Origin of the sequence: Streptomyces rubellus (genome assembly GCF_036323805.1) — a bacterium.
Taxonomy (GTDB): Bacteria; Actinomycetota; Actinomycetes; order Streptomycetales; family Streptomycetaceae; genus Streptomyces.
In genome coordinates, this window is the sequence record NZ_JAZDCX010000020.1 from 46,953 (window position 1) to 70,344 (window position 23,392).

Consider the following 23,392-nt stretch of genomic DNA (forward strand, 5'->3'; position numbering starts at 1 on the left):
TGCGCAGGGGGTGGTCCGCCGGCGGGAGGGGTGGGAGGCGCGCCTTTCGCGCGCGTGCGGCCGCACGTACGGCAGGCCCCCGGCAGGCCCGTTGGGGTCTGCCGCGCCGACGACGCCGCAGACCATACCGCAGCACGTGACGGAGTCGGCACCCCTCGTGAGCGAGGAGGAGCGAGAGTCCGCGGCGGAGGGCGAAGGAGCGTGCGGGGCGGAAACCCCGGTGCCGGGCGGCCCGGTCGGGCGGCCCGGCACCGGGGGGTTCACGCCGGTTGCGCGCGGTGTGCGGAGCCCGTGGACGCCGGGGCGTCCGGGGTCAGCCGATCCCGGCGTTGAGGAGCTTGCCGCCGTCCATCACGAGGGTCTGGCCGGTGATCCAGCCGGAGGCGTCGGAGGTGAGGAAGGCCGCGGCGCCGGCGACGTCCTCGGGCGTGCCGAGCCGTCCCATCGGATAGCCGGCGACGACCTCCTCCTCGCGTCCCTCGTAGAGCGCGGCGGCGAACTTCGTCCTCACCACCGCCGGGGCGATGGCGTTGACCCGCACCCCCGGCGACATCTCGTGCGCGAGCTGGAGGGTGAGGTTGACCATCGCGGCCTTGCTCATGCCGTAGGCGCCGATGAAGGGGGAGGCGCCCAGCCCGGCCAGGGAGGCGATGTTGACGACGGTGCCGCCGTGCTCCTGCTGCCAGGCCGCCCAGGTGAGCTGGGCGAAGCCGAGCGCCGAGAGCACGTTGACCTCGAAGACCTTGCGCGCGACGGCCAGGTCCAGCTCGGCGAGGGGGCCGAAGACCGGGTTGGTGCCGGCGTTGTTGACCAGGTGGTCCACCCGGCCGAACGCCGCCATGGTGCGCTCGACCACCTCCGCCCGGTGTGCCTCGTCGTGCGCCTTCCCTGCCACTCCGATGGCCCGGTCCGCGCCGAGCCGCCCGACGGCCTCTTCCAGGGTCTTCTCGTCGCGGCCGGTGACGCACACCCGGTCGCCGCGGGCGACGAGCGCCTCGGCGATGCCGTAGCCGATGCCGCGGCTCGCCCCGGTGACGATGGCGACCCTGCCGCTGTCCCGCACTGACATGTCTCTTCCGTTTCCTGGTGGGCTGGTGGACCGATGGGCCGGTGGAGGGTCTTCCGGCCGTCAGTCGAGCGGTCCGCCGGCCACGTACAGCACCTGGCCGGAGACGAAGCCCGCCTCGTCGCCGGTGAAGAACGCGATGGCGTTCGCGACGTCCTCGGGCCTGCCGACCCGCTGGACGGGGATCTGGGAGGCGGCGGCCTGCTGGAACTCCTCGAATCCCATGCCGACACGGGCGGCGGTGGCGGCGGTCATCTCGGTGGCGATGAAACCGGGGGCCACCGCGTTGGCGGTGACGCCGAACTTGCCCAGCTCGATGGCGAGGGTCTTGGTGAAGCCCTGCAGACCGGCCTTGGCGGCGGAGTAGTTGGCCTGCCCCCGGTTGCCCAGCGCGGAGCTGGAGGAGAGGTTGACGATCCGGCCGAAGCCCGCGTCGACCATGTGCTTCTGGCAGGCCCGGGACATCAGGAAGGCGCCGCGCAGATGCACGTTCAGCACGGTGTCCCAGTCGGAGTCGCTCATCTTGAACAGCAGGTTGTCGCGGAGCACCCCGGCGTTGTTGACCAGGACGACCGGCGCGCCCAGTTCCCCGGCCACCCGGGTCACGGCGGCCTCGACCTGTCCGGCGTCCGACACGTCGCAGCCGACCGCCAGCGCCCTGCCGCCCGCCGCGGTGATCTTCTCCACGGTGTCCCGGCAGGCCGCCTCGTCCAGGTCGAGCACGGCGACGGCCCGCCCCTGGGCGGCCAGCCGGACGGCGGTGGCGGCGCCGATGCCCCGTGCCGCGCCCGTCACGATCGCGACCCGCTGTTCGGTGGTGGACATGCCGACTCCCTCGCTCCCCGCTGCCTGAGCAACCGCTTAGTATCCGTGGTGGACGTGACGCTAGAAGCAGGTGCGGGCCCTGTCAACGGCCCACGGCGCGAGTGAGTCCCAGCCCACTCCGCGCCCCCGTGCCGGTTCCCTCTTCCGGGGGCTCACGGGCGCGCGGAGCGGGAAGCCGCCCGCCCTCAGCGCACCAGTACCTCCAGGAGGCGCTCGGTCTCCGCCTCGGGATCGGCGGTCAGACCGGTGTGCACCGGGCCGGGCTGGACGACGGTGGAGCGGGGCGCGACCAGCCAGCGGAAGCGCCGTCCCGCGTCGTCGGCGGCGGCCTGCCCCGCCGCCTCTCCCCCGCGGCACACGCGCTCCACGGCGTGCAGCGCGGCCCGCACGCCCTCGACGTCGACGCCCCGGTCCAGCGCCCGCAGCCGGTCCTCGTCCAGTTCGACGCGGGCCGCGACGTAGGACCGGGCCCGGCAGTACACGACGACCCCGGCGTTGATCAGCTCACCGCGCTCCACCCGGGGGACGACGCGCAGAACGGCGTACTCGAAGACGTCCCGTCCGTCCGTGCGTCCGCTCACCGCTCCTGTCCGCCCTTCCGCAGCCCGCTGACGGCGTCCGCCCAGTCCCGCAGCCAGCCCGGCGCCCTCGACGGCCCGTCCTGGCTCGGGACACCGAGCGTGATCCGCTCGTGGACCGTACCGGCCCGGGCCGCCAGCACCTCGACATAGGCGCGGCGCACCGCGTCCGGGGTGTCGAAGCCCGGCTCGCCGGCCAGCCACTCGTCCGGGATGCCGGCCGCGCACTCGGCCAGCAGTTCCTCCGTCACCCGCGGCGCCAGCTCCGCCGCCGCGGCGGCGAGGTCGGGCCCCATCGGTGCCAGGGCGTGGTCGGAGGCGTCGTACGGCCGGACGGCCGCCTGCGCCGCGGAGGGCCAGTTGTGGTGCCAGATCAGGGTGGCGCCGTGGTCGATGAGCCACAGGTCGCCGTGCCAGACGAGCATGTTGGGGTTGCGCCAGGAACGGTCGACGTTGCCCACCAGCGCGTCGAACCAGACCACGCGCCCGGCCTCGGCCGCGTCCACCCGGTAGGCGAGCGGGTCGAAGCCGATCGAGCCGGGCAGGAAGTCCATCCCCAGGTTCAGCCCGCCACTGGCCTTGAGCAGTTCCTGGACCTCCTGGTCGGGCTCGCCCAGCCCGATGACCGGGTCGACCTGGATGCCCACCAGGTCGGGCACCCGCATCCCCAGCCGCCGGGCCAGCCGCCCGCACAGCACCTCGGCCACCAGGGTCTTGCGGCCCTGGCCGGCGCCGGTGAATTTCACGACGTAGGTGCCCAGGTCGTCGGCCTCGACGAGCCCGGGCAGCGAGCCGCCCTCGCGCAGGGGCGTCACATAGCGCGTGGCGGTGACTTCGGGAAGCATTTCGCCAGGCTATCCGATGCCCGAGCCTTGCAATCCATGGTTTGTTCCGGACACACACAAACCGGGGAATCCCCTGCGATCAGCCCTGGGGAGAATCTGGGGAGTTTCGACCGGCGCGCAGATTCCCCCGCCGCCCCAGCAGCCCGTCGATGGCAGTGCGCCCCTTGCTCCCGGCCTCCGGCACGAAGTGAGCGTAGTAACCGAGCGTGACAGCCGGCGAGGAGTGCCCGAGCCAGCGCGCCAGAGTCACCACGGACTCCCCCGCCTCCAACATGACCGATGCGTAGGTGTGCCGCAGCACGTGGAAGCCGTCCCTCGGCGCCGCCTCCCACTGCCACGGCTTGGCCCCTTCGGGGCGCGGCGGGATGATGCCGACCTTGGCCGGCGGGCTTCCAGGTGTAGGTGTTCCACGTGTCCACGGCCACGGCGTTGCCGAACCGCGCGGTGACCAGAAGGGGGAGTTTCCTGCGCGGGTCCGTCCACCTCCGGCATCCCCCACGGGAGCTCCACCTCCACCGGCGGGAACGTCTCGACGTGGCGCTTCAGCTCCTCGGCCACCGAGCGGGGCATGTCGACGGTGCGTGTCTTCGCCCCCTTGGGCAGGGCGAAGAACAACCTGCCGCTGATCGTCTGAACCTGGCGGCGAACGTGGAGGACGCCCCGCGCACAGTCGACGTCCCCCGGGCTCAGCCCGAATACTTCGCCCTGGCGGAGCCCGCAGCCCAGACCGAGGACAACGGCCACCCGGTGCCGCGGGCTGATCGCATCACGAACTCGGAGTGCGGTCTCCAGCGACCACGCCTCCCGACGCTCCCGCGGCACCTTGGGCCACCGCACCGATTTGGCGCGCACGGGGTTCCTGGCGAGCCGCTTGTCATCGACGGCCACCTCCAGGATGCCGGACAATTCGGATAGAATGCCGCGCCGGTAGTCGACCGAGGACACGGCGGCCTCCAGCTTCGCCGTGTACGCGCGCAGCTCCGCCGCCGTAGAGCGTGTCCTATGTGGTGAGGCGGATCAGTCGCTTGTAGCAGCAGAGGGCTGCGGCCAGGCCGGGGAAGGCCAGGTAGTTGCGGGAATGGCGCTCGTAGCGGGGTGAGAGGCGACGGTAGCCGGTGAGCCAGGCCACCATGCGCTCGATCACCCGGCGGTGGCGTCCTAACCGTTCGCTGGATTCCACGCCCTTGCGGGCGATCCGTGCTGCGATGCGTTTGCCGCGGAGCCATCGGCGCAGGTCAGGGTTGTCGTAGGCCTTGTCGGCGTGGAGCTTGCCGAAGGTGTAGTCGCGGCCTCGGCCGGGGTCGTGTCCCGTTTGGAGGCCGGCCGGCATGGGCCTCAGTCCCTGACTGTCGTGGGTGTTGCCAGTTGAGATGCCGACCACGAGGGGCAGTCCGGACCGGTCGGACAGGATGTGCATCCTGGTACCCGGCTTGCTTCGGTCCACGGGGCTCGGACCTGTGTGTTCGCCCCCTTTTTAGCCCGCACGTGGGCCGAGTCGAGAATGATCCGGGAGAGGTCGAGTAGACCGTGGTCGGCGAGTTTGTCGAGCACCGCCTGGTGCAGCCGGCCCCACACTCCGGCCCGGGACCAGATCAGGAAGCGGCGGTGGGCGGTGGACTTGGAGATCCCGAAGCACGGCGGCAGCGCCCGCCAGGCGCAGCCGCTCACCAGGACGTAGACGATCGCGGCGAACACCGCCTCATCAGGGGTGTTCTGCGTGCCCCCGCCCTGCGGCCGCACCTTCGCCAGCGGCAGCAGCGGCTGCGCGATCTCCCACAGGCCGTCCGGAACGATCCATCCCCACCGAGCACTCCCCATGCCCGGACAACGAGCCGACCACCACATAGGACACGCACTTAAGGGGCCGAAGTTCACCCCACACGACTTCCGCCGGATCTTCATCACCGAACTCGTCAACAGCGGCCTGCCGATCCACATCGGCGCGGCCCTGCTCGGGCATCTGAATGTCCAGACCACTCGCGGCTACGTCGCGGTGTTCGACGAAGACGTCATCCGCCACTACCAGGAGCACCTGGAACACCGGCGCCAGATCCGTCCCACCGACGAATACCGAGACACCACCTCTGACGAGTGGGCCGAGTTCGAGTAGCACTTCGGCCGCCGCGAGGTCGAGCTCGGATCCTGCGGACGCCCCTACGGCACCGCTTGCCAGCACAGGCACGCCTGCATCCGCTGCCCGATGCTCCACGTCAATCCCAAGATGCTCGCCCGGCTCTCCGAGCTCGAAGCCGACCTCCTGCAACGCAGGACGCAGGCCGAGGCCGAAGGCTGGATCGGTGAGATCGAGGGCATCGACCTCACCCTCACCTTCCTCCGCGCGAAGCGCGACGAGACCCAACGCCGAGCTCAGCGACCAGCCGTCCACCTCGGCATCCCCGCACACCGCCGTCCGCAGGAGTCCGAATGACGCTCCCCAGAGCGATGCCTCGAAGCAACGAGCTGTCAGAGCCTGTGAACAAACCGCAGTCTGCCCAGATCACTCCGTTATGGGCAGGCACTCGGCGAGCAGGTCGACGACGTCCCGCCAAGCTCGCTGCGCGTGCTGAGGGTGATAACCGACCCCGGGAAGCACGATGTGGTCGACCGGTGGGTGATGGAAGGCGTGCAAGGCGCCGCCGTAGACCACGAGGCGCCAGTCGACGCCCGCAGCCTGCATCTCGGCGGTGAACGCGTCCCGTTGCGCGGGCAGCATGATCGGGTCTTCCGACCCGACCCCGGCCCACACCGGGCAGTGAATGCGCGCCGTCTCGCCTGGTCGGCCCGTGGTCAGTCCGTTGACTGTCGCGATCGCGCGCAGGTCGACGCCGTCGCGCCCGAGTTCCAGCGCGATTGCGCCCCCGGTGCCGTAGCCGACGGCGGCGATCCGGTCCGGGTCGGTCCGCGGCTCGGCGCGGAGCACGTCGAGCGCCGCGTGGCCGATGCCTCGCATCCGGTCGGGGTCGGCGAGCAGCGGCATGCAACGGGCCAACATCTCCTCAGGGTCGCCCAAATAGCGCCCGCCGTGGAGGTCGAAGGCCAGCGCCACGTATCCCAGCTCGGCGAGCGCATCGGCCCGGCGGCGCTCGACGTCGCTGAGCCCCACCCCCTCGGGCCCGACCAGGACAGCGGGCCGACGGTCGACACCGGCCGGGAGCGCGAGGTGCCCGATCATCGTCAGGCCGTCGGCCGCGTATTCGATCGTGCGCGTTGTAACTGTCGTCATGAGCCTGGACTGTAGTGATCGTCGAGCCCGGCCGGGCCGGTGTTCTGCTGCTGGCAGAAGGCAGGTCTCTGACGTATTCCGGAACCACCCCGTCAGCGGTTCAGCTCAGAGCCTGTGAACAAAACGCCGTCCGCCCGAAGGGCGGGCGCACCGGACGCCGCTGCGCGCAGACGGGGTTTGTTCACAGGCTCTCACCTTGTCATTTATCCAACGCGCCACGGTTTGGTTCCCACCTTGTGATGGGTGGGGCGACTGTATGCCTGGCCAGTGGCCAGGACGCGTCCCACGTCATGGCGTGTGGCAGGCCGCTGATTCTTCGAGCCGGGTGGACGTCCCGGGCCGGGCCGGTAGGGTTTCGGTGCACGCGCTGGCGACGTCGTTTTCGCGCGGAGGTTCCTGAACCCTCGCCGGACTCGGGCCGGGGTGAGCTTGTTGGGTGGCGTCGGCCTTTCCCAGGGGCGCCGGAGGTCGGTGGCCAGTGGACGGACAAGGCGGAGCTGGGTATGGGCAGCGATCACGAGCCACGTCCAGCGGTCTGCCGCCGAGGAGTCCCGGAGACGGGGCTTCGTCCATCCCAGGGTCTGTTTGAACAGGCGAAACGTGTGCTCGATGTCGAAGCGTCGCAGGAAGAACTGCCAGCAGCGGTCGACGTCCTGGGCTGTGGCTGTGGTTCGAGACCACCAGAGCCAGACTGGCTTGTTGACCCCACCGGAGGGCAGTTTCTCGACGCTCAGGCGGATGACGGTGCCCTCGATGATGGGCAGTGGCCCGTCGTGGTCGAGCCAGGCCGCCCGGCGGGTGAGCCGGGGTGGAGCCGGTCCCAGGCTTGCGCGGTGGCCTTCCCGTAGAGCCGGGTGTCCGTGGTAGTCACGGTCTGCTCCGTGCCCCACGTAGCAGGGTCGCCGAAGACGAACTCGCCACCGTGCTTGGGCGGGCGACCGCCCTTCGGGTTGTAGACGCGCGGCGGTGTCGGTCGTCGCATGACCCGGTCAGACCGGAGCCGCCCAAGAATCTGCACCGGCAGGCCGGACAGGAGGTGAGCGATGCGGGGTGCGTCATATCCAGAGTCCAGGACGACCAGGATCTCCGGGTCTCCTTCCCGCCACTGACCAGCGGCGACGAGCCGCTCGGTGACCTCACGGAGCTGGGCGGTGGTTACGGCCGCCAGATCGGCGCCCGGCTCCAGCCGAACGGCGTCCAGCACGGCGGTCCAGGAGCTGCGGCCGGTCTCCAGTGCAGCCACGACCGAGTACGGCCAGCCAGGAATCATCCGGTGCTCGTTCTGGCCCCGGCCGTAGGTATGGCAGAACGAACGGTCCGGGCAGGTCGCGGCATCCGGCCTCAGCCAGGGTGATACGTCGACGGCCAGGACCAGCCTGCCGTCCGCCGCTCTCGGCAACGGCAGGCCGACCAGGGCCCGACGGAGCCGGCCGAGGTCGATCCGCCCCTGGTTGAGCCCGCCGTACAGAGCCCCGTGACCTCGCCGGTGTTCGGGGGCGAGTGCGAGATCCACCAGCGTTTTGACCGGGCCCTCCGCGCAAAGGAGGGCGTCCGTCAGCTCGAACAACGCGTCCGAGCGGTCCGTGGGACACCCATAGAAGTCCGTCCGGAACCGCGACAACATGGCCAGCGACTCGCTCCGGACACCGGTCAAAGGACTCACCCCGCGCGGCCCTGCCCCATCTCGACCTGGAGCAGACGCGGAGAGACCTTGAATCCATGACGGGAGTACGCAGAAACCGCCCGGTCGCTGGAGTGCACGGTCACCCGCTCAAGACCGAGGTCCCTTGCCCACGCCAAAACCGCCTCGATCAGCTCGCCACCCAGGCCACGGTCGCGCTCATCGGGCACGATGTACGTGCACTGCACGTCACCCGACATCCGCTCGAACGCGCGCGGATGCGGCACACGTTGCGTGATCGCCAGCCAGGCCATGCCAATCACAACGCCGTCACGGACCATCACCATGCACCGATGCGAGGAATCGGCATCCCGGGCCCATGCCACGAACCGGGGAACGAACTCGTCCAGCGTGGAGTCGGGGGTTCCGTAGAACTCCTGCACCCACCGCCACCGCAACTCGGCGACGGCGGCTAACTCATGGGGATGGGCAGGGCGGCAAGCGATGTCATCCACGGCTTCATCCTGGCGCAGATTCATGAGCACGGCGGCCGCTTCCACGACTCCCGCACCATCAGGGCGGCAGCCCAAGGCCCCCGCTTCGTTAAACGACAAGCTCAGAGGGCGTTTGAAGTAGACATATTGCCGTTTATTTCCTAGTACGTTTCCCGCCAGGTGGGTGTCGTCTCGTCCGTTATGCGCTTGGCAAGGTTGTCGAGCGAGGCGATGTGGATCATGGCCTCGGAGCTGGCGGTGAGGGTCTCGTAGTCGCGGGCGAGGCGGCGGTGCATCATGATCCAACCGATACTCCGCTCGACCACCCAGTGCCTTTTCGCGACCTGAAATCCGCGGGTCTCCGGGGTCCTGTTGACGACTTCGACGTCGATTCCGAGGCGGGCGCCGTGCTCGACGACGGCGTTCTTGAAGCCGGTGTCGACCCAGCTTTTGGAGATGGTGGGGTACGTCTCCTTCGCCTGGTCGAGAAGGCGGATTCCCAGGGCGTTCTCCGACAGGCCGGCGGCGGTGACGGTCACGGCGAGGATGAGGCCGATCGTGTCGGTGAGGATGCCGCGCTTGCGGCCGACGATCTTCTTGGCGGCGTCGGTCCCCTGGCTGTTCAGGGGCACGTTGGTGGAGGTTTTCACGCTCTGGGTGTCGATCACGGAGGCGGTTGGCTCGGGCTTGCGCCCTTCCTTCACGCGGGCCAGTCCGGTCAGGTCGTAGTTGAGCTGGACGAAGATTCCTTCGTCACGCCACGCGGCGTAGTAGGCATAGACAGTGCCGTGGTTCGGGAAGTCGTGCGGGAGGTACTTCCAGGGAATTCCCGTGCGGTTCACGTACAGGATCGCGTTGAAGACGTCGCGTAAATCGACCTTGGCCGGCTGCCCGGTTGGCCTGCGGTCGAGGCGGGCCTTTCGCCAGGCCGCCAGTGTCGGCTCGATCAGGGCCCATCGGGCGTCGGACAGGTCGCTGGGGTAAGGCTTGCGCTCGCTCACGGCGTAGCGTGATCACGGGTGGGCCGGAGGGCTCGGTTCCGCTGTCCATCAGGCAATTCCGTGGCATCTTCAAACCAGACGGACTTGCGAGCACAGAAGCGAACGAGACGGGTGGCCGAGCCTCTGCTCCGGAGAAGGTCATTCTCCGCCTACGGGATGAAAGCTCTCAGAGCAGGGCAGGGATGAGAGCCGCATATAGGGCCGAGCCTGCATAAACGCCCTCTGAGAAGTGGTTCTGGCTCGCTTTCCGGGCTCTGTCGCTATTTTGGGGGTCGTTGGGCAGCTATCAGTGGTAATGGGTGAGGTTCAGGTCGCGAACCTTTTACTGCCTGGTGTCGGAGTGAAGGTCGACCAGCTGGTGCTGACGGATGTGGAGGCTCGAGTCGCCGTGCGAACGCAACCCCGCACCGGCGACGACCGCCGAGTACGCCCGCCGTCCGGCCCTCATGGTCCGGGATCGCCGCAGCGAGCATCTGGCCCTCGATGTCCGGATCGCCGACGTACGCCTTGACGGCCAACGCGAACTGCGAGCTCCGGCCAACGGCATGCGACGCGACCGCGCGGCCATCCAGTCCCCCCTCGCCACCACGTACACGTCCGGAGCAGTCGAGGGCAACGTCACCAGGATCAAGCTGCTGAACAGACAGATGTACGGCCGCGCCAACTTCGACCTGCCACGACGCCGCATCCTGCTCTCACCATGATCCAGAAGCCGCCGCCCCCAACATAGCCACAGAGCCCGGAAGGTGAGCCGGAATCACAGTTCAAACGACGCCGACACTCAGCGAGGAGCGGTACCGCCCGGAGGCTCTGCTCCCAGGAGCGCAAGCAGCCCGGGGAACCTCTTCTCGATGTCCGCGCGTCGCAGTCGGATGCCCTTGCGGTTGCCGTAGTCGATCTCGTCAATGAGACCTGCCTCGCGGAGGACCCGGAAGTGGTGGGTCTGGGTCTGCTTCGAGATCGGAAGACCGAACGAGTTGCAGCCCCACTCGCTGTCGCTGCGGTCGGCGGCCAACTTCGTCATCACCGAACGACGGTGCTCGTCGGCGAGGGCACGAAATACCGCACCCAGATCGAGCGCATCGGCCTCCGGGCCGACCAGGTTCTTCCCGGCCACGCGGCACCCCCTTCAGGTACGACTTGAATCATACCTGAAGGATGTGCTCCACTGAGGTACGAAGCATTTCGTACCTTGGTTCCGGTTGCGCTGCCCCGTGCCGCCGCTCCCTGAGACCCGGCCCGGCGCTCGCCGGGACCTGGTCATCGACACTCCGAGAGGTCATCGTCATGAAGAAGCCCGAGGTGCTGATAGTCGGTGCTGGAATTGCAGGGCCTGCACTCGCGTACTGGCTCTCCCGGAATGGACACCGGCCGACGGTCGTCGAACACGCCCGGCAGCTGCGCTCCGGTGGTAGCGCGATCGTCGTGAAGGGGCCCGCGATCCCGGTCGCCGACCGCATGGGCATCCTCCCGCAGCTCCGCGGGCTCGCCACCCGCAATCGGTCGCTGACCCTGCTCGACCCCGGAGGCAGGCGAATCCTGCAACTCCCGCTCGCCTCTGACAAGACGCCGACGGTCGAGGTGACCCGAGCCGACCTGTCCGAGGTACTCCACCGGTCGGCGCAGACCGAGGCCGAGTTCTTGTTCGACGACACGGTCACTGCTCTCGACCAGGACGGAGGTGGGGTCGACGTCACCTTCCGGCGGTCCGCGCCACGGCGCTTCGACCTGGTAGTCGGTGCCGATGGGATGCACTCCACCGTACGGCGCCTGGTATTCGGACCCGAGCAGCAGTTCGCGAGCGACCTGGGCCTGTACGGCGCGACCGTGCCGCTGGAACCCGACGCCATCGAGGATCCGAGTGAGATGACGATGCTGACTGTGCCGAACCGGATGCTGGTCGTCCACCCCTCGCGGACCACTCCACTCGCGATCTTCACCTTCCGGGCCGAACAGCCGGCGCCCCACGACCGCAAGAACATCGCCCTTCACAAGCAGACCGTGGCCGACGCCTACGCCGACGTGCCGTGGCGGGCACCGGAACTCGTGGCGGCGTTCCTCGATCACCCGGCTCCGTTCTTCGACCCCCTGACCACCGTCCGGGTGCCCTCGTGGTCCCGCGGACGGGTCGTACTGCTCGGGGACGCGGCGGCGGCGACAGCCCTGCTGGGCGACGGGTCCAGCATGGCGATGGCGGGCGCGTACGCCCTCGCAGAAGAACTCACCGCCCATCCCGGTGATCACGTCCGCGCCTTCGCCGCCTACGAGTCGCGGCTCCGCCGTGAGGTAGGTCCGCGGCAGCGACGCGTCGGTCTGCTCTCCAGGCTCATGGTGCCCCGAACCCGGCAGGGCCTCGCGGTGCGTAACGCGGTGGGCCGCGCGGTCGGTCGCACGAACCGGCTCGCCTCTCGCGAAGCCGCGAACCGGTAGACCGGGTCCGCACCGACCGGTCACCGGTCGGTGCGCAGCTCCGCGGTAGCTCCCAGCCGGGTCGGCGCCACCATGTCCGACGAGCCCGGCTCGGCGTGGTAGGTCATCGCCGATGCGGCAGGTCGGCCGCTGTCGGCCTCACCCACGTCGACCCGGCGGCCGCGGGCGCGCAGTTCGCGGGCCAGGAGCTCGGTGAGTCCCGATGCCCCTTCCGGACTAAGAAGCAGTTCTCGAAGCGGCGGAGCGCGATGCGTGTCTGGCGGGCCGCCTGAATCCAGGTCTCCTGGCCGCGGGCGGCTCCGACCTTGCTGTAGGCGTTCATAACCACCTCGGTGAGCCTCGCAATGTCGGGCTGGCTACCCTCGCTGACCGAGGCTCGCAGGTCCCGCTCGCGGCGGTCACTCAGCGTGCCTATGGCAGCGACGGTCCTGGTCTTGCCGCTGCCCGTACCGACGACACCTCCTGGGGGAATCTGGGGAGCATCCGCACTGCTGGGGAGCGCCTGGGGAGGATCGGCTGCGTAAAGCGGCACGCCCCGGAAAGAAGCTGAAAGACTCGTCTGCGCAGGTCAGCCATGGGTGTGGCCGCATCATCGCAGGTCAATGCCGCTGGGTGGGCAACTTCACGACGTAGGTGCCCAGGTCGTCGGCCTCGACCAGACCGGGCAGGGAGCCGCCCTCGCGCAGCGGCGTCACATAGCGCGTGGCGGTGACTTCAGGGAGCATTCCGCCAGGCTATCCGCCGTACGCGGTGCCTCCACCGGGTTTTCCGCCGGGTCCCTCCCCCCGTCCCCCGTCGTGCGCCCGCGGTTGAACACGGCGGCCCCGCGGTGCGTATGGTCCTGTGATCCCGTTCCCACAGTCCCGTACCGCAGGAAGCAGGGAAGTGCCCAGATGACCGACGCATCGACTCCACTGACCTCCAGGCGCTCCGTCCTCGCGGCGGCCGGCGCGGTCTCGCTCGCCACCACGCTCACCGCCTGCTCGGACTCCGGCAACGACTCGGGCTACGTCGACTCCGGCTCCGCCGACCAGCAGTCCGGCCAGTCGGGGCAGGAGCAGTCCGACGAGGCCGGCGGTGGCGACGGCGGCCAGGAACTCGCCCAGGCATCCGACATCCCCGAGGGCGGCGGCACGGTGTTCAAGGACCAGAAGGTGGTGGTGACCCAGCCGAACCCGGGCGAGTACAAGGCGTTCTCCGCGGTCTGCACGCACCAGGGGTGCCTGGTCAGTTCGGTGGCCGACGGCGCCATCGTCTGCTCCTGCCACAACAGCAGGTTCAGCATCGCGGACGGCTCGGTGCAGGGCGGTCCCGCCACCCAGCCGCTGGCCCAGGCGAACGTCTCGGTCGAGGGCGGTTCCGTACGGCTCGGCTGAGCCGCCGCCTGCCCGTCCTCTCCGTCCCCGCTCCGCCGCCCGCCCGTCCGGACCCGGGCGGGCGGCGGTCCGCTCACCGGCCGGCCAGCGGCCGGATCCCCTCCTCCCGGACCGGCCACCGGTCCTCGGTGATGCCCTCCGCGGCACCGCGCAGCGCCCGCACCGCGGCCCGGATGGACGGCCTGCGGTCGGCGTCCTCGCGCCAGACCGCGTAGACGTGCCGCTTCATCGGGTGCCGCACGGGGGCGACCGCGATGCCGCGGGGAAGCGGTCCGCGGCCCAACCGGGGGGCGACGGCGACCCCGAGCCCGGCACCCACCAGGGCGAGCTGGGTGGAGTGCTCCCCGGCCGTGTGGCACAACTTGGGCTCGATGCCCTGGCCGCGCAGGGTGAACAGCAGCCAGTCGTGGCAGAACTCCCCACCGGGCCAGGAGATCCACTCGTCGTCCGCGAAGTCCGCCAGTTCCACCCACTCGGCTCCGGCCCGGGGATGGTCGGCGGGCATGGCCACATCGGCGAGGTCGTCCAGCAGCGGCGCCTTGGCCAGTCCGCCCGGCAGGGAGAGCGGGCGGTTGTACCAGTCCAGGACGACCGCGAGGTCGATGTCCCCGCGCACCAGCGTCCGCACCGAGTCCTCGGGCTCCAGCTCCCGCATACGGACGCGCAGCCGGGGGTGATCGGCGCGCAGCGCGGCCAGGGCGGCGGGGAACAGACCGCGGGCGGCGGTCGGGAAGGCGCCCAGCACCAGCTCGCCGACGGCCTGGCCGCGGTGGGCCTCCAACTCGGCCTCGGCGAGTTCGAGCTGGGAGAGGATGCGCCGGGCGTGTTCGGCCAGCAGCCGTCCGGCGTCGGTGAGCCGGATACCGCGGCCGTTCCTGGCCAGGAGCTGCTGCCCGGTCTCCCGCTCCAGCTTGGCCATCTGCTGGGAGACGGCCGAGGTGGTGACGTGCAGCCCCTCGGCCGCGCCGCGCACCGAGCCGTGGCGGGCGACGGCGCAGAGGATACGGAGCCGCTCAAGGTTCAACATGTAAGCGATGCTACTCGGTTGGGTAGAGAGAATCTCACTTGTTCTTAATCGTCGAGAGCGCGATCGTAGCCGCATGTCCACCACCGCTCCCCTTCGCGGCACCCCGGCCGCCGGGCCTCCCGCCGGTCCCCCGCTCTCGCCCGCCGGTCCCGTCCGGCGCCCCGCCGTCGACTGGCGCATCCGTTTCACCGCCCTCTGCCTGATCTGGGGCTTCAGCTTCCTGCTGATCAAGGTCGGCACCCAGGGGTACGCCCCGCTCCAGGTCACTCTGGGCCGGATGGTGTTCGGCACGGCGGTCCTCGGCGCGGTGCTGCTCCTGCGCCGGGAGCGGCTGCCGCGCGGGGCGCGGGTCTGGGGACACCTGACCGTCGCCGCCTTCCTGCTGAACGCGCTGCCGTTCACCCTCTTCGCCTACGCCGAGCTGACCGTCTCCTCCACTCTGGCGGGCATCTGCAACGCCACCACCCCGCTGTGGAGCATGCTGCTCTCGCTGGCCGCCCTCTCCGACGACCGGCCGACCAGGCGCGGCATCGCCGGACTCGGCATCGGTTTCGCCGGGGTCCTGGTGGTGCTCGGCGCCTGGCGGAGCTTCACCGGGCAGGGCATCGGACACGACGCCACCGGCACGGTCCTGGCGCTGGTGGCCTCGGCGAGCTACGCGGTCGGCTGGGCCTACGTCCGGCGCACGCTGGCGAACACCGGCGGCTCGAACCTGGCGATGTCCGCCTCGCAGCTTCTGCTGGGCACGGCCCAACTGGCCGTCGTCACCCCGCTGTTCACCTCCTTCCCGGCCGCGTTCCCGGTCGGGCCGCTGCTGGCCGTGGCCGCGCTGGGCGTACTGGGCACCGGGGTCGCCTTCCTGCTGCAGTACGGGCTGGTGGCCGAGATCGGACCGACCAGGGCCACCCTGGTCACCTACTTCATCCCGGTGATCGCCACCGCGGCGGGGGTCGCCCTGCTGGGCGAGCGGCTCACCTGGAACACCCCCGTCGGCGCGCTGATCGTGCTGGCCGGCGCGGCACTCACCCAGGGCGGGGCCCGGCGGGCGCGGACCTAGCCGACCGCCCGGCGCGTCCGCTCCGGTCCCCGGGGAGCGGACCTCAGCCGTAGCGTCTGGGCTCACCGGACCGGACGGCCGCCGCCACCGCGTCGGCGAGCGGCTCGATGTCGTGTACGGCCAGTTCCGAGACGGTCAGCCTGATGCCGGGCGGTGAGTCGATCCGGAAGCGGGCTCCCGGGGCGACGGCCCATCCGGCGCGCAGCAGCCGGGCCACCGCACCGGTCTCGTCGGGGACCGGCACCCACACGTTCATCCCGCTGCGCCCGTGCGCCGCCAGACCGCGCGCCCGGAGGGAGCCGGCCAGCGCCTCGCGGCGGGCGCCGTAGGAGCGTGCCACTCCGGCGGGGTCGACGGCGCGGCTCTCCCACAGGGCGGTGACGGTGTGCTGGAGCAGATGACTGACCCAGCCGGGCCCGAGCCGCTGCCGTCCGCCCAGCCGGCCGACGGTGACCTCGTCGCCGGTCAGTACGGCCAGCCGCAGATCGGGGCCGTACGCCTTGGCGGTGGAGCGCACCAGCAGCCAGTGGTCCGTGGGGCCGTCCGCGCCGGCCAGGGGGCGCAGGGGGAGATCGACGATGCCGTGCCCGTGGTCGTCCTCGACCAGCAGGACGCCGGGGTGACCGGCCAGCACCCGGCGCAGTTCCCGGGCGCGCTCCGCGGTGACGGCCGCACCGGTGGGATTCTGCGCCCGGTCGGTGACGACGAGCGCCCGCGCGCCGGTCCGCAGTGCCCGTTCCACCGCGTCCGGCAGCGGACCGTCGTCGTCCAGGGCGACCGGCACCGTCCGCAGGCCGAGCGCCGGGACCAGGTCCAGCAGACTTCCCCAGCCCGGGTCCTCCACTGCGACCGCGTCACCCGGCCGCAGGTGGGCCAGCAGTGCCCGCTCGATGGCGTCCAGGGAGCCGGAGGTGACCGCGACGGGCCCGTACGGCACTCCGTCGGCGTCGAACGCGGCCCGGGCGAGCCGGGCCAGGGAAGCGGTGACGGCGGAGTCGCCGTAGCGCACCGGCCGCTCCCGGTGGCGGGCCGCGGCGGCGGTGAGCGCGGCGTCCAGCGGCGGCAGCAGCGCCAGGTCCGGGTTGCCCGTGGAGATGTCGCGCACACCCTCGGGCGCCTCGACCCCGATCGCCTCGCGGGAGGTGCTGGCCGGGCGCGGCCGGACCCGGCTGCCGCGCCGTCCGGCCGTCTCGATCACCCCGCGTTCGCGCAGCAGCCGGTAGGCGGCAGCGACCGTGTTGGGGTTCACGCCCAGCCCGGCCGCCAGCTCCCGCATCGGCGGCAGCGGCTGCCCGGGTGCCAGCTCCCCCGATCCCACCCCGCGCTCCACGCTGGCGGCGATCTCGGCTGCGCGCCGCCCTTCGATCCGATATTCTCCTAGCACATAGCCAATTATGCACTATTACAAAATATCGGAGCAGGCCGGAGACAAGTCGACGCATCGACGAGTCGACTCGAAGACACACACAGGAAGTGAGTGCCATGTCCGCCACCGCCCCGGGGAGTGCCTACGCCCCCACCCAGCGCACGGTTCCGACCCGCGGCCGCAAGCGCGCCACATACGACCGGACGCTGGTGCACGCCATCCTCGACGAGGGGTACGTCTGCCATCTCGGCTTCGTCCGGGACGGCGCGCCGGTCGTGCTGCCCACCCTCTACGCCCGGATCGGCGAGCGGCTGTACGTCCACGGCTCCACCGGCTCCCGCCCGCTGCGGACGGCGGGCGGCTCCGCGGACGGGCTGCCCGTGTGCCTGACGGTGACTCACCTGGACGGCCTGGTCCTGGCCCGCTCCGCCTTCCACCACTCCGTCAACTACCGCTCGGTGGTGGTGCACGGCACCGCCCGCGAGGTGACCGGTCCGGCCGAGCGGGCGACGGCGCTCGACGCCCTGGTCGACCAGGCGGTCCCCGGGCGCTCGGCCGACACCCGCCCGCCCAGCGCCCGGGAGCTGGCCGCCACCGCCGTCGTCGCCCTGGACCTGGCGGAGGTCTCGGCGAAGGTGCGCACCGGCGGCCCGAACGACGAACCGGAGGATCTGGACCTCCCCCACTGGAGCGGCGTCCTGCCGGTGCGGCATACCCTCGGTCCGCCCGTCCCCGCCGACGACCTGGCGCCGGGGGTCGCGGTGCCCGGCTATCTCGCCGCGTTCTGAGCGGGCGGGCGCGGGGATTCCGCGCCCGCCCGCCGCGTCGGGCCCCGGGACCCCTCAGGCCCCGGCCACCGCCCGGGCCGTCCGCCGCTCCCCGGCGGACGAGCGGGCCTCGGCCACCGCCAGTCCCGCCACGGCGGCCAGCAGCAGCGCGGTGCCCAGCACCGTCGCCGCGGTGAGCCGTTCGCCCAGCAGCACGACGGCGATCACGGCCGCGCTCACCGGCTCGATGAGCATGATCACCGAGGCGGTGGCGGCCCGGACGACCGCCGCGCCGGCGAAGTACAGCGCGTACGCCAGAGCGGTGGGCACCGCCGCCGTGTACGCCAGCAGGGTCAGCACCCACAGCGGGTCGACGGCGGTCCGCGGCAGCAGTCCCTCGGCCAGGCCCAGCGGCAGCAGGCACACCGCGCCGACACCGAACGCCCAGGTGGTCGTGGTGTACGGGTCGCCTCCGCCGCCGTCCCGGCCCATCCACCGGGTCAGCAGGGTGACGGCCGCGTACCCGGAGGCGGACAGCAGCGCCAGGCCGACGCCCAGCGGGCGCACCGTCGCCCCGCCGCCGCCCAGACACAGCACCACCAGACCGGCCAGCGCCCCGAGGACGGCCGCGAGACCGCCCCGGCCCAGCCGCTCGTCCATCGTCAGCCGGGCGCCGAGTGCTATCAGCACGGGCCCGGCGCCGAGGGTGACGACCGTGCCGACCGCCAGTCCGGTGGCCTGCACCGCCGCGAAGTAGGCGGTCTGGAACAGGGTGAGCCCCAGCCCGGTGGCCACGGTCCGTGCCACCCGGCGGCGGCGCGGCTCCCGGGGGGCGGAGACGGTGCGGCCGCGCCGGGCCGCGCGCAGCGGGAGGAACGCCAGCAGCAGGGCGATCCCCCCGACGTAGCGCCAGAACGACAGGGCGACGGGGCCCAGGTCGCTGGCGCGGTACAGCAGGGCGGCCGCGGCACCGGCGGTGCCCCAGGCGACACCGGCGACGACCAGGTACAGCAGGCCGTGCCGCACGGGCAGCGCGCCCGCGGGTCCGGCGGCGGAAGCGGAGCCACTGGTTCCGGCAGCGGCGCCGACGACGGGAACAGGAGAAACGGAATTCGACACGTGTGAGTACTCCGCGTACCTCGGGAGGTGGTCTGTGGTCCCGTACGCGGGCGGCGGAGACCGGCCCGGCGGCGCGACGGCGCCCCGGTGCGGATCCTCTGCGGCGGCCCGCCCTGTCAGGCGGGAGGCGGCAACACGGTCAAATGCACGACCGCACCCTACGGGGCGGGGGTGTCCTCGGACAACCGCCTGCCCGCCCCGCCCGCTGTGCCGTCCCCCACATCCTCCCGCCCCGGCGTGCCACCACCGCCCACCGGCTCCGTCACCGGCACCGCGGGCGCCGCCGCCGGCGTGGCGCGCTGCGCGACGTACGCCCCGGCGAGCACCACGGCACCGCCCAGCAGCTGTACCGCCGACAGCCGCTCGCCGAGCAGCACCCAGGCCAGCACGGTGGCCACCACCGCCTCCAGACAGGCCACCACCCCCGCCACCTGCGGCGAGAGTCTGCGCACCGCGATCACCCCGGTCAGATACGCGGCCACGGTCGCCACCAGCACGATCCAGACCAGCAGCGCGGCGGTGGGCACCTGCAGACCGGCCAGTTGGGCCCGCCCGCCGAGCACCGGCCAGGCCATCTCCCACGGCCGGGCCACGGCCGTCAGCACGAGTGCGCCGATCAGCAGTCCGTACGCGACGACGCCCAGCGGGTCGGGGGCCGCGCCGCCGTCGGCGCCGTGGTCCGCCAGGACGAAGTAGCCGACCTGGCAGCAGGCCGCGCCCAGCGCGAACAGCAGACCGAGCGGGTCGAAGCCGAGCCCGGCCCAGACCTCCACCACGCAGGCCAGTCCGCCGACGGCGAGCACCACCCCGATCCCGGCCGCCCGGGACACCGGCCGCCGCCGGACGAAGCGCACCCAGCCGAGCACGAGCGCGGGCGCCAGGTACTCGATCAGCAGCGCCACCCCGACCGGGATGCGGGAGATCGCCACGAAGTAGCAGGCCTGCACACCCGCGACGGCCAGCAACCCGAAACCGGCCAGCAGCGCCGGGTGCCGCAGCGGCAGGGCGCGGTGGCGCCAGGCGAGCGGCAGGAGCAGCACGGCGGCGCCGGCGACCCTGAGCCAGGTGACGTGCAGCGGTTCGAGGCCCGCGTTGATCAGCGGCTTCGCCGCGGGCCCGGAGCCGCCGAAGGCGACGGCGGAGAGCAGGGCGAGGGCGAGTCCGGTACTCCGGGCGGAAGGGCCGTGGAGGGTCGGCGGTTTCGAGTCGGGCACCGGCACATCATGACAGGCCGACAGGAGTGTCAGCAACTACACTCCTGACAAACGGGCTCGACGGCGGACGGCGCCGGGGGTGCCACGGGCGGCGCACCCGCACGGCGCAGCACCTCCACCGCCCGGCAGCACGGATCGGCGACCAGCGCGTCCAGCAGGTCCACGCCCTCCGCCCGTGCGCCGCCCCGCGCCCGTGCCCGCCCCAGCGCGTCCTCCAGCGCCGCCACCGCCGCCGGGGACCAGCCGGACGGCCCACGGCCGTGGCCGTCCGGGGTACTCCCCGTCCCGTCGGCGGCACCGTGCCGGGCGGCGCGGCGACCGGCCCCCTCCGCCGCACGCTGCCAGCGCAGTCCGTAGCCGATGCTGCGCTGCGCCAGGTAGCCGAGGACCCTCGTCAGCCGTGCCGGACCGCCGAGAGAGCCCCGCACGGCCGGGTCGGACTCCAGCAGACCGTGCAGCAGATGGGCGGTGTCCACGTACCGGTCGCCGCCCCGCCCGGCGCGGCGGCGCGCGCTCGACAGCGCGGAGGCCAGTTCCGGGCTCAGCGGATGACCGCCCTGCGGGCCCTCGCCCGCCGGGCTCCGGGAAGAAGTACGGCTGTGCACGGTTCCACCCCATCACCTCCTCCGGCCCCCCGGCATCCGCGCCGGGGCCATTCACCTCTACTCCCCTGGTCGTGGTGGGCGGTGTGTCCTCTCCTCCCCGGGATGGACGGCCGGGTCGTCCCCCTCCGGTTTCCCCCGGCCCGTTTCGGCCCGCCAGGTGCCGGGAACCCCTGGGCAGCACGACCGCCGAGCGGCCGCGGAAAGGAGACACCGCCCCCATGACCGACGCCCCAGCCCACGGCCGGGACACCGGACCACCGTCCACGTCCGGCCTGCTCCACGGCGAGCAGCCGGCCGCCGACGACCCCGCCGGTGCCGCGGGCCACCGGGACCACCCACCACGCATGGGCTTCTTCACCGACACCTCGGTCTGCATCGGCTGCAAGGCCTGCGAGGTGGCCTGCAAGGAGTGGAACGCCATCCCCGAGGACGGCCTGGAACTGACGGGCATGTCCTACGACAACACCCAGGGACTGAGCGCCTCCACCTGGCGGCACGTGGCCTTCATCGAGCAGCGCAAGCCGCTGGGAGGCCAGCAGCCGGGTACCGGCCACGGAGCGCACGGCGGCCGTGACGGCGGGGCGGAGGGCGTCGACGTCTTCGCCGCCGCCGGACGGCTGGGGGAGACCTCCGCCTCCTCCCCCGGACCGGGCGCCACCGCTCCCGCGCCGGACGCCGCCGGGGACACTCCGCCGGGCGCCCCCACCGGGGAGATCTCCCCCCTCGCGCCCGACGGACGCACCGAGCTGCGCTGGCTGATGGCCTCGGACGTGTGCAAGCACTGCACCCACGCCGGCTGCCTGGACGTGTGCCCCACCGGCTCGCTGTTCCGCACCGAGTTCGGCACCGTCGTCGTCCAGGAGGACATCTGCAACGGCTGCGGCTACTGCGTCCCCGCCTGCCCCTACGGGGTGATCGACCAGCGGAAGGAGGACGGCCGGGCCTGGAAGTGCACCCTGTGCTACGACCGGCTGGGCGAGGGCATGGAACCGGCCTGCGCCAAGGCGTGCCCCACCGACTCCATCCAGTTCGGCCCCGTGGACGAGCTGCGCGAGCGGGCCGCGTCCCGGGTGGCGCAGCTGCACGCCGCCGGGGTGCCCGACGCCCGGCTGTACGGCGCGGACCCCGACGACGGTGTCGGCGGCGACGGCGCCTTCTTCCTCCTGCTCGACGAGCCCGAGACCTACGGGCTGCCGCCCGACCCGGTCGTCCCCACCCGGGACCTGCCCTCGATGTGGCGGCACGCGGCCGCGGCCGCCGGTGCGATGGCCGTCGGGGTGGCCGCCTGCTTCCTGGGGAGGCGCCGGTGAGCGACCACGACCGCGAACGCACCGAACCGGGCGGTACGGGCCAGGCGCCGCCCGGCCGCCGGGCCGCCACCGGGCAGGGCGGCGGCCGGCACCGCCGCAGGCGCCGCCGCGGGGAGCAGCCCGTCGTACCGGAGGCGGAGTTCACCTCGTACTACGGCATGCCGGTCCTCAACCGGCCCACCTGGAAGGCCCTCGACATCGCGGGCTACCTCTTCCTCGGCGGTGTGGCCGGCGGCTCCTCGCTGCTGGCCGCCGGAGCACACGCCACCGGACGGCCCGCCCTGGCCCGGTCCGCGAAGATCGGGGCGCTGGGGGCCGTCTCCGCGTCCACCGTGGCGCTGATCCACGACCTGGGGCGTCCGGCGCGTTTCCACCACATGCTGCGGGTCGCCAGGCCGACCTCCCCCATGAGCATGGGCTCCTGGCTGCTGGCCGTCTACGGCCCGCTGGCCGGGATCGCCGCGACGACCGAGGTCGCCGGGGTTTTCCGGCGCACCGGCGCCGCGGCCACCGCGGGCGCGGCCCTGCTCGGACCGGCCGTGGCCTCCTACACGGCCGTGCTGATCTCCGACACGGCCGTGCCCACCTGGCACGAGGGTTACCGGCAGCTGCCGTTCGCCTTCGCCGGCTCGGCGACCGCGGCGGCCGGCGGACTGGGCATGCTCGCCGCTCCCGTGGCGCAGGCCGGCCCGGCGCGGCGCGCCGCCGCCCTCGGAGCGGCGCTGGAGCTGGGCGCCACCGAGGTGATGGAGCGCCGTATGGGCCTGGCCGCGGAGCCGCTGCGGCAGGGGCGGGCCGGCCTGCTGATGCGCGCCTCCAAGGTGCTCACCGCGGCCGGTGCCGCCGCGGGCCTGCTGGCCGGGCGCCGCAGCAGGACGGCCGCGGCGCTCTCCGGAGCGGCCCTGCTGGCCGGTTCGGCGGCCCTGCGGTTCGGGTTCTTCCACGCGGGGGTGGCCTCCGCCGAGGACCCGAAGTACACGGTCGTCCCCCAGCGGGAACGGTTGCGGGAACGGGAGCAGGAGCGGGAACGGCGCCGCGGGGAGCCGCCGGGCGAGGGCAGAGGAAGCGCAGAGGCGGACGTTTGACCAAGGGGGACCGGGGTACTCCGGGGGACCGGTGACGAGGGAGGCTGGTGCGGTGCCCACACGCGAGCAGGTGCTGCGGCTGCTGGAGTCCGGCCTGGACTACGGCGCCGCTGCCGAGCGGCTGGGCGTGTCCCCGGGGCAGGCGTACCTGGTCGCGACCGGTCTGCCGGCCGACGGCGGCGACTCCGTGACCGCCGCCCAGGCGCGCAGGCCCGGCGTGTCGCGCGACAGCACGCAGGAGATGTCGCACGCCCGGTCCGCCGCCCCGGACGCCCGGGAGACGGTCCACCGCTGGCTGCGGCAGCGGGCCCGCTCGGACGGGCAGATGCGCCGGGCCGCCCGGCGCGGCACGGCACGGGACGAAGCGTAGGGACGACAGCGGG

Annotated in this window: 24 protein-coding genes and 2 pseudogenes; 10 read left to right on the forward strand and 16 right to left on the reverse strand. The window is 72.2% G+C overall.

The features are described 5' to 3' along the window. Positions 1–313: 313 nt before the first annotated feature. The 5 genes from V1L54_RS21885 to V1L54_RS21910 all read right to left on the reverse strand — a co-directional run bounded on the left by V1L54_RS21885 (position 314) and on the right by V1L54_RS21910 (position 5,132). Positions 314–1,069 carry an SDR family oxidoreductase gene (locus tag V1L54_RS21885; protein ID WP_330119782.1) on the reverse strand — a complete coding sequence of 252 codons (756 nt, stop codon included), beginning with the start codon at positions 1,067–1,069 and terminating at the stop codon, positions 314–316. Positions 1,070–1,129: 60 nt separating this feature from the next. Continuing rightward, entirely contained in the window at positions 1,130–1,891 is a 762-nt protein-coding gene (fabG, locus tag V1L54_RS21890; protein WP_330119783.1) for a 3-oxoacyl-ACP reductase FabG, read from the reverse strand. Between the two features lie 185 nt (positions 1,892–2,076). Further along, positions 2,077–2,472 carry a DUF3037 domain-containing protein gene (locus tag V1L54_RS21895; protein WP_330119784.1) on the reverse strand — a complete coding sequence of 132 codons (396 nt, stop codon included), beginning with the start codon at positions 2,470–2,472 and terminating at the stop codon, positions 2,077–2,079. Further along, the gene (locus V1L54_RS21900; RefSeq protein ID WP_330119785.1) at positions 2,469–3,314 is read right to left on the reverse strand and encodes a HipA family kinase; all 846 of its coding nucleotides are present in this window, start codon (positions 3,312–3,314) and stop codon (positions 2,469–2,471) included. Before V1L54_RS21900 ends, V1L54_RS21895 begins: the two co-directional genes overlap by 4 nt. A gap of 1,000 nt (positions 3,315–4,314) precedes the next feature. Continuing rightward, positions 4,315–5,132, reverse strand: a protein-coding gene (locus tag V1L54_RS21910; RefSeq protein WP_443076738.1) for an IS5 family transposase whose coding sequence is annotated in 2 segments (ribosomal slippage) — positions 4,315–4,790 and positions 4,790–5,132 — 819 coding nt in all. Because the reading frame shifts where the segments join, the coding sequence is not laid out codon by codon here. On the opposite strand from V1L54_RS21910, the gene V1L54_RS21915 reads away from it, so the two are divergent. Together V1L54_RS21915 and V1L54_RS21920 are read left to right on the forward strand one after the other, a co-directional pair. Next, on the forward strand, positions 5,131–5,424 hold the full coding sequence (locus V1L54_RS21915) for a site-specific integrase (RefSeq protein ID WP_330119787.1): 294 nt from the start codon (positions 5,131–5,133) through the stop codon (positions 5,422–5,424). The two genes, V1L54_RS21910 and V1L54_RS21915, sit on opposite strands and share 2 nt — an antisense overlap. 90 nt (positions 5,425–5,514) lie before the next feature. Beyond that, positions 5,515–5,742 carry a recombinase gene (locus tag V1L54_RS21920; RefSeq protein WP_330119788.1) on the forward strand — a complete coding sequence of 76 codons (228 nt, stop codon included), beginning with the start codon at positions 5,515–5,517 and terminating at the stop codon, positions 5,740–5,742. A 69-nt stretch (positions 5,743–5,811) separates the two neighbouring features. Here V1L54_RS21920 and V1L54_RS21925 read toward each other — a convergent pair whose 3' ends face one another. The 4 genes and pseudogenes from V1L54_RS21925 to V1L54_RS21940 form a co-directional block, all read right to left on the reverse strand. Then, entirely contained in the window at positions 5,812–6,537 is a 726-nt protein-coding gene (locus tag V1L54_RS21925) for a dienelactone hydrolase family protein (protein ID WP_330119789.1), read from the reverse strand. Between the two features lie 203 nt (positions 6,538–6,740). Beyond that, a pseudogene (locus V1L54_RS21930) lies at positions 6,741–8,161 on the reverse strand (NF041680 family putative transposase). Between the two features lie 35 nt (positions 8,162–8,196). After that, positions 8,197–8,718: a GNAT family N-acetyltransferase gene (locus tag V1L54_RS21935; protein WP_443076739.1), complete on the reverse strand. Its 522-nt coding sequence runs from the start codon at positions 8,716–8,718 to the stop codon at positions 8,197–8,199. Positions 8,719–8,813: 95 nt separating this feature from the next. Beyond that, a complete protein-coding gene (locus V1L54_RS21940; protein ID WP_330119790.1) occupies positions 8,814–9,653 on the reverse strand; it encodes an IS5 family transposase in 840 nt (279 codons plus the stop codon). A gap of 368 nt (positions 9,654–10,021) precedes the next feature. Between V1L54_RS21940 and V1L54_RS21945 the strand changes: the two genes are divergently transcribed. Then, complete coding sequence (locus V1L54_RS21945) at positions 10,022–10,357, forward strand: transposase (RefSeq protein ID WP_330119791.1); 336 nt, start codon at positions 10,022–10,024, stop codon at positions 10,355–10,357. 77 nt (positions 10,358–10,434) lie between these two features. Here V1L54_RS21945 and V1L54_RS21950 read toward each other — a convergent pair whose 3' ends face one another. Next, positions 10,435–10,770, reverse strand: a complete 336-nt coding sequence (locus V1L54_RS21950) for an ArsR/SmtB family transcription factor (protein ID WP_330119792.1) — start codon at positions 10,768–10,770, stop codon at positions 10,435–10,437. 170 nt (positions 10,771–10,940) lie between these two features. Between V1L54_RS21950 and V1L54_RS21955 the strand changes: the two genes are divergently transcribed. Next, entirely contained in the window at positions 10,941–12,083 is a 1,143-nt protein-coding gene (locus V1L54_RS21955) for an FAD-dependent monooxygenase (RefSeq protein ID WP_330119793.1), read from the forward strand. 620 nt (positions 12,084–12,703) lie between these two features. Here V1L54_RS21955 and V1L54_RS21960 read toward each other — a convergent pair. Continuing rightward, positions 12,704–12,808, reverse strand: a pseudogene (locus V1L54_RS21960) (HipA family kinase); the annotation flags it as partial. Positions 12,809–12,976: 168 nt separating this feature from the next. Here V1L54_RS21960 and V1L54_RS21965 point away from each other — a divergent pair. Further along, the gene (locus V1L54_RS21965; protein ID WP_330119794.1) at positions 12,977–13,459 is read left to right on the forward strand and encodes a Rieske (2Fe-2S) protein; all 483 of its coding nucleotides are present in this window, start codon (positions 12,977–12,979) and stop codon (positions 13,457–13,459) included. A gap of 73 nt (positions 13,460–13,532) precedes the next feature. On the opposite strand, the gene V1L54_RS21970 is transcribed toward V1L54_RS21965, so the two are convergent. Further along, a complete protein-coding gene (locus tag V1L54_RS21970) occupies positions 13,533–14,486 on the reverse strand; it encodes a LysR family transcriptional regulator (protein ID WP_330119795.1) in 954 nt (317 codons plus the stop codon). A gap of 73 nt (positions 14,487–14,559) precedes the next feature. Here V1L54_RS21970 and V1L54_RS21975 point away from each other — a divergent pair, with 73 nt between their 5' ends. Beyond that, positions 14,560–15,543 carry a DMT family transporter gene (locus V1L54_RS21975; protein ID WP_330119796.1) on the forward strand — a complete coding sequence of 328 codons (984 nt, stop codon included), beginning with the start codon at positions 14,560–14,562 and terminating at the stop codon, positions 15,541–15,543. Positions 15,544–15,586: 43 nt separating this feature from the next. Here V1L54_RS21975 and V1L54_RS21980 read toward each other — a convergent pair whose 3' ends face one another. After that, positions 15,587–16,927: an aminotransferase class I/II-fold pyridoxal phosphate-dependent enzyme gene (locus V1L54_RS21980; protein ID WP_330119797.1), complete on the reverse strand. Its 1,341-nt coding sequence runs from the start codon at positions 16,925–16,927 to the stop codon at positions 15,587–15,589. Positions 16,928–17,025: 98 nt separating this feature from the next. On the opposite strand from V1L54_RS21980, the gene V1L54_RS21985 reads away from it, so the two are divergent. After that, on the forward strand, positions 17,026–17,697 hold the full coding sequence (locus V1L54_RS21985; protein ID WP_330119798.1) for a pyridoxamine 5'-phosphate oxidase family protein: 672 nt from the start codon (positions 17,026–17,028) through the stop codon (positions 17,695–17,697). Between the two features lie 54 nt (positions 17,698–17,751). On the opposite strand, the gene V1L54_RS21990 is transcribed toward V1L54_RS21985, so the two are convergent. The 3 genes from V1L54_RS21990 to V1L54_RS22000 all read right to left on the reverse strand — a co-directional run bounded on the left by V1L54_RS21990 (position 17,752) and on the right by V1L54_RS22000 (position 20,614). Further along, a complete protein-coding gene (locus V1L54_RS21990) occupies positions 17,752–18,708 on the reverse strand; it encodes a DMT family transporter (protein WP_330119837.1) in 957 nt (318 codons plus the stop codon). A 245-nt stretch (positions 18,709–18,953) separates the two neighbouring features. Further along, positions 18,954–20,009 carry an EamA family transporter gene (locus V1L54_RS21995; RefSeq protein ID WP_330119799.1) on the reverse strand — a complete coding sequence of 352 codons (1,056 nt, stop codon included), beginning with the start codon at positions 20,007–20,009 and terminating at the stop codon, positions 18,954–18,956. Between the two features lie 29 nt (positions 20,010–20,038). Beyond that, on the reverse strand, positions 20,039–20,614 hold the full coding sequence (locus V1L54_RS22000) for a peptidase (protein ID WP_330119800.1): 576 nt from the start codon (positions 20,612–20,614) through the stop codon (positions 20,039–20,041). A 218-nt stretch (positions 20,615–20,832) separates the two neighbouring features. Here V1L54_RS22000 and V1L54_RS22005 point away from each other — a divergent pair, with 218 nt between their 5' ends. Genes V1L54_RS22005 through V1L54_RS22015 form a run of 3 tightly spaced genes read left to right on the forward strand, consistent with a single transcriptional unit; the run spans position 20,833 to position 23,379 of the window. Next, positions 20,833–21,924, forward strand: a complete 1,092-nt coding sequence (locus V1L54_RS22005; protein ID WP_330119801.1) for a 4Fe-4S dicluster domain-containing protein — start codon at positions 20,833–20,835, stop codon at positions 21,922–21,924. Then, positions 21,921–23,009: an NrfD/PsrC family molybdoenzyme membrane anchor subunit gene (gene nrfD / locus V1L54_RS22010; RefSeq protein WP_330119802.1), complete on the forward strand. Its 1,089-nt coding sequence runs from the start codon at positions 21,921–21,923 to the stop codon at positions 23,007–23,009. Before V1L54_RS22005 ends, nrfD begins: the two co-directional genes overlap by 4 nt. Before the next feature lie 52 nt (positions 23,010–23,061). Then, complete coding sequence (locus V1L54_RS22015) at positions 23,062–23,379, forward strand: hypothetical protein (protein WP_330119803.1); 318 nt, start codon at positions 23,062–23,064, stop codon at positions 23,377–23,379. Positions 23,380–23,392 lie beyond the last annotated feature (13 nt).

What these genes read in the sequence shown, in the direction of transcription:
- V1L54_RS21970 (WP_330119795.1), bottom strand. Translation starts at nt 14,486, where the DNA reads ATGTTGAACCTTGAGCGGCTCCGTATCCTCTGCGCCGTCGCCCGCCAC.
- V1L54_RS21900 (WP_330119785.1), bottom strand. Translation starts at nt 3,314, where the DNA reads ATGCTTCCCGAAGTCACCGCCACGCGCTATGTGACGCCCCTGCGCGAG.
- V1L54_RS21915 (WP_330119787.1), top strand. Translation starts at nt 5,131, where the DNA reads ATGCCCGGACAACGAGCCGACCACCACATAGGACACGCACTTAAGGGG.
- fabG (WP_330119783.1), bottom strand. Translation starts at nt 1,891, where the DNA reads ATGTCCACCACCGAACAGCGGGTCGCGATCGTGACGGGCGCGGCACGG.
- V1L54_RS21945 (WP_330119791.1), top strand. Translation starts at nt 10,022, where the DNA reads ATGTGGAGGCTCGAGTCGCCGTGCGAACGCAACCCCGCACCGGCGACG.
- V1L54_RS21920 (WP_330119788.1), top strand. Translation starts at nt 5,515, where the DNA reads ATGCTCCACGTCAATCCCAAGATGCTCGCCCGGCTCTCCGAGCTCGAA.
- V1L54_RS21975 (WP_330119796.1), top strand. Translation starts at nt 14,560, where the DNA reads ATGTCCACCACCGCTCCCCTTCGCGGCACCCCGGCCGCCGGGCCTCCC.
- V1L54_RS21885 (WP_330119782.1), bottom strand. Translation starts at nt 1,069, where the DNA reads ATGTCAGTGCGGGACAGCGGCAGGGTCGCCATCGTCACCGGGGCGAGC.
- V1L54_RS22005 (WP_330119801.1), top strand. Translation starts at nt 20,833, where the DNA reads ATGACCGACGCCCCAGCCCACGGCCGGGACACCGGACCACCGTCCACG.
- V1L54_RS21965 (WP_330119794.1), top strand. Translation starts at nt 12,977, where the DNA reads ATGACCGACGCATCGACTCCACTGACCTCCAGGCGCTCCGTCCTCGCG.
- V1L54_RS21985 (WP_330119798.1), top strand. Translation starts at nt 17,026, where the DNA reads ATGTCCGCCACCGCCCCGGGGAGTGCCTACGCCCCCACCCAGCGCACG.
- V1L54_RS21925 (WP_330119789.1), bottom strand. Translation starts at nt 6,537, where the DNA reads ATGACGACAGTTACAACGCGCACGATCGAATACGCGGCCGACGGCCTG.
- V1L54_RS21955 (WP_330119793.1), top strand. Translation starts at nt 10,941, where the DNA reads ATGAAGAAGCCCGAGGTGCTGATAGTCGGTGCTGGAATTGCAGGGCCT.